Source organism: Halorubrum tibetense (assembly GCF_042661865.1).
Lineage (GTDB): Archaea > Halobacteriota > Halobacteria > Halobacteriales > Haloferacaceae > Halorubrum > Halorubrum tibetense.
Map to the genome: position 1 here is coordinate 1 of NZ_JBHSWW010000245.1, position 3,667 is coordinate 3,667.

At 64.1% G+C, this 3,667-nt stretch carries 5 protein-coding genes; all 5 read right to left on the reverse strand.

All coding sequences use genetic code 11. The features are described from left to right. On the reverse strand, positions 1 to 294 hold a 294-nt coding region (locus tag ACFQEU_RS12910), incomplete at its 3' end, for an AbrB/MazE/SpoVT family DNA-binding domain-containing protein (RefSeq protein ID WP_379782784.1). 1 nt (position 295) lies between these two features. After that, positions 296 to 991 (reverse strand): phosphate signaling complex protein PhoU, encoded by a 696-nt coding sequence (gene phoU / locus ACFQEU_RS12915; protein WP_379782786.1) that lies wholly within the window; start codon positions 989 to 991, stop codon positions 296 to 298. After that, entirely contained in the window at positions 991 to 1,818 is an 828-nt protein-coding gene (gene pstB / locus ACFQEU_RS12920) for a phosphate ABC transporter ATP-binding protein PstB (protein WP_379782788.1), read from the reverse strand. The genes phoU and pstB overlap by 1 nt, the downstream gene beginning before the upstream one ends. 2 nt (positions 1,819 to 1,820) lie before the next feature. Continuing rightward, complete coding sequence (pstA, locus tag ACFQEU_RS12925) at positions 1,821 to 2,726, reverse strand: phosphate ABC transporter permease PstA (RefSeq protein WP_379782790.1); 906 nt, start codon at positions 2,724 to 2,726, stop codon at positions 1,821 to 1,823. Next, positions 2,723 to 3,589, reverse strand: a complete 867-nt coding sequence (gene pstC, locus ACFQEU_RS12930) for a phosphate ABC transporter permease subunit PstC (protein ID WP_379782793.1) — start codon at positions 3,587 to 3,589, stop codon at positions 2,723 to 2,725. Before pstC ends, pstA begins: the two co-directional genes overlap by 4 nt. Between the last annotated feature and the right edge of the window lie 78 nt (positions 3,590 to 3,667).

Below are 3,667 nucleotides of genomic sequence, written 5' to 3' on the forward strand. Positions count from 1 at the left end.
CGCCGAGTTCGGGCGCTCAGCGATCCGGACCGCCGTCACGCCCGCGACGTAGGCGGCGGTCACGATCCTCGCGAGTCGCGGCGGGTCGTATCGACCGGCCGGAACGGTTACGCTCCGGTCCCCCTCGGTCGCCGCCGCCTTGGTGACGAGGAGCCGATCGCCACGGGGGTGGAGGCTGACGCGGTCCCCGACGTCGAGCCCGTGTGTTCGGGCCCACGTCTTCGGGAGCGAGACGGTGTAGGTCGTCCCGCCAGTCAACTGCACCTTGCGTTCGTACGGTCCGTCCTCGGTCATCTCAGTAGATCAGCTCGTCGTCGTTCTCGGCCATGTACAGCGCTCGCGCCGCGATGTTGACGGCGTGGTCGCCGACGCGTTCGATCTCACGGATCGCGAGTAAGGAGCGGGAGACCTCGTCGAGCGCGGCCGCAAGCTGGTCAGTAGCGTCGTCATCGGCTCCCGTCGTGACCCGTTCCCGGTCCGCCTCTAGCAGGTCACGGATCACCGCCTCGCTGGCCCGGCGACACCGGTCATCGAGGTCGTCGTCGCGGGCCGCGATCGCCCGGCAGGCGTCGGCGTCGACCGTCTCGTCGGCGGCGACCGCGTCGGCGACCATCTCGCCGGCGAGGTCGGCGAGCTCACGGAAATCGACCGCCGGGTGGAGTCCGCCCTCGGCCGCGCCGTATCCGGCGAGGTTCGTCGCGAGGTCGGCGACGCGTTCGAGATCGGTGCTGATCTTGAACGACGCCGTCACCAGTCGGAGATCGCCAGCGACCGGTTGCTGGAGCGCGAGGAGTTCGGTACAGTCGTCTTCGACGGCGAGGTATCGCTCGTTCACCTCGTGATCGCCCTCGATCACCTCGCGAGCGAGGTCGTCGTCGCCGGTCTCCGCGGCGTCGATCGCCGCGGCGTACCGTTCTATGACGAGGTCGCTCATGTCGACGACGCTCGCTCGGAGCCCATCGAGTCGCCGCTGGTAGTTCTCGCGGGGCATTATCCGAACTTCCCCGTGATGTAGTCCTCGACGCGCGAATCGTCGGGGTTCTCGAAGATCGTCGCCGTGTCGTCGAACTCCACCAGCTCGCCGCCGGTGAGGAAGACCGCGGTCTTATCCGAGATACGGGCGGCCTGCTGCATGTTGTGGGTGACGATGATCACGGTGTACTCCTCGACGAGCGCGTCGATCAGGTCCTCGATCTTCGAGGCCGCAACCGGGTCGAGTGCCGACGTGGGCTCGTCCATCAGGATCACCTCGGGGTCCGGCGCGATGGCGCGGGCGATACAGAGCCGCTGTTGCTGCCCGCCCGAGAGGTCGAGGCCGGAGGAGTCGAGCTGGTCGTTCACCTCGTCCCAGAGGGCGGCTCCTCGCAAGGCTCGTTCGACATCTTCATCCGTGGCCGATTGGCCTTGCACTTCCAGTCCGTAGGTGACGTTGTCGCGGATGCTCTTCGGGAACGGGTTCGGTTTCTGGAACACCTGACCGACCTTTCGTCGGAGCGCGACGGGATCGACGTCGTCGTCGTACACGTTTTTTCCCTTGAAGATGACATCACCGTCGACTCGACAGACATCCACCTGGTCGTTCATCCGGTTGATACACCGGAGGAACGTCGATTTACCGCAGCCTGAGGGACCGATGAGAGCGGTCACCTTCTCTTCGGGTATCTCGATGGACACGTCGCGGAGCGCCTGATCCTCCCCGTAGTACACGTCGAGGTCCCGCGTCTCGATGACGGTCCGATCCGGACGGCCGTCGCGGTCGCTCTCGCCAGTCTGTACCTCCGTCATTATCAGTGAGTCGTCTGTTTTTCCTGTTGACATCGTTAGACTCCTGTCTCGTAGCGATTTCGCAGATAGATGGCGACGCCGTTCATGCCGAGCAGCACCACGAGCAGCGTCACGATACCCATGGCGGCTAGCACGTGGAAGTGCTCCTGAAACCGGAACGCCCAGTCGAAGATAGTCACGGTCATGGCCGTGATATCGGAGAAGGGACCCGTCGGGGTGTGCCGAGCGCTAGCGATGGCACCGACCATTAGCAGCGGGGCCGTCTCCCCGAGGGCGCGCGCGAGCGCCAGGATCGTCCCCGTCAGGATGCCGGGCATCGCCGCCGGAAGGACGACACGACGGATGGTCTGCCACTGCGTCGCACCAGTCGCGTACGAGCCGTTTCGGACGCCGTCCGGTACCGCACGCAGCGCCTCCATCGCCGAGACGATGATGATCGGCATCACCAACAGCCCGAGCGCTATCGACCCGACGAGGATGATGCGACCCAGATCCGGCGGGCCGTTGACTAACAGTCCGAGACAGACCAATCCGTACACGACGGAGGGGACGCCAGCGAGGTTCGCGAGGTTCGCCTCGATGAGTCTGACGAATCGGCTGTCGGGCGCGTACTCCTCGAGATAGATCGCGGCACCGACACCGATGAAGAACGCGAAGAGGGCGGTCAGCGCGACCAGCATGATGGATCCGACCATGGCGGCGAACAGCCCCGCACGTTCCGGATTCACCGATCCGGTGCTCGTCAGGAAGTGGACGACGCCGACATCGAATTCGACGATGCCGCGGTACGACTCCCAGAGCACGTCACCGATGAGAAACGCCAGCGCGACGAGCCCGATGACCGACGAAAGGAAACACAGCGCCAGGAAGGCGCGGTTCTTGCGGTGCTCCCACGTCAGGTCGACGCCGTCGAACAGCTCGTCCATGGACGGCGTGCTCATTGGTACTCCTCCCGGTAGCGTTGTTTGAGCCGGTCGTTGAGCAGGTTCATTGCGAGCGTCATCAAGAACAGTGCCAGTCCGACCGCGAAGAGGCTCTGGTACCGAATACTCCCGATGACGGCCTCGCCGCGGGTCGCGTCGACCATGTACGCAGTCATGGTCTGAATCTCAGTGAACGGGTTAAGCGTGATCTGCGCGGTGAAGCCGGCTGCGAGAACTACCGCCATCGTCTCGCCGATCGCCCGTGAGATAGCGAGAATGTAGGCGGCGAAGATGCCGGAAACGGACGCCGGAAGCACGATCTGCGTCGACACGTCGAACTTCGTCGCTCCGAGCGCGTACGCGCCGTCACGGAGGTCGTCCGGCACCGAGTTCATCGCGTCCTCGCTGATCGAAGCGACGATCGGGATGGTCATGATACCGACGACGATGGCCCCGGCCGCCGCGTTGGCCGACCGAGTCTGGTAGCCGAGCAGCTCGGCCAGCGGTTGGAGCAGCCACGGCGTAATGAACGAGATAGCGAAGAACCCGTACACGATGGTCGGGACGCCGGCGAGGACCTCGAGTCCCGGCTTGAGATAGGCTCGGACCTCGGGGCTGGCGTACTCAGAGAGGTACAGCGCGGTTAACGTCCCGATAGGAATGGAAACGAAGGCCGCACCGACCGTAACGATGAGCGTCCCCCATACGAGCGGACCGATCCAGTAGCCGGGGTTGATCGAGTGGGTCGGGTCCCATCGCTCGCCGCGAAAAAAGAACTCCGTGAACGTGATACGCTGTGTGACACCGCCTTCGGCGAACAGCGAGACGATCATCCCGGTGAATCTGCGGTCGAAAAAGAAGTGCGCTCTTGTGTAGCACATTGTTGATTTCAGAGAGTTGCTTTGATGGCGTGTTTGAGCGCTTTTCGTCCGGGTTTGCGGTAGAGTTCTCGTCTGAGT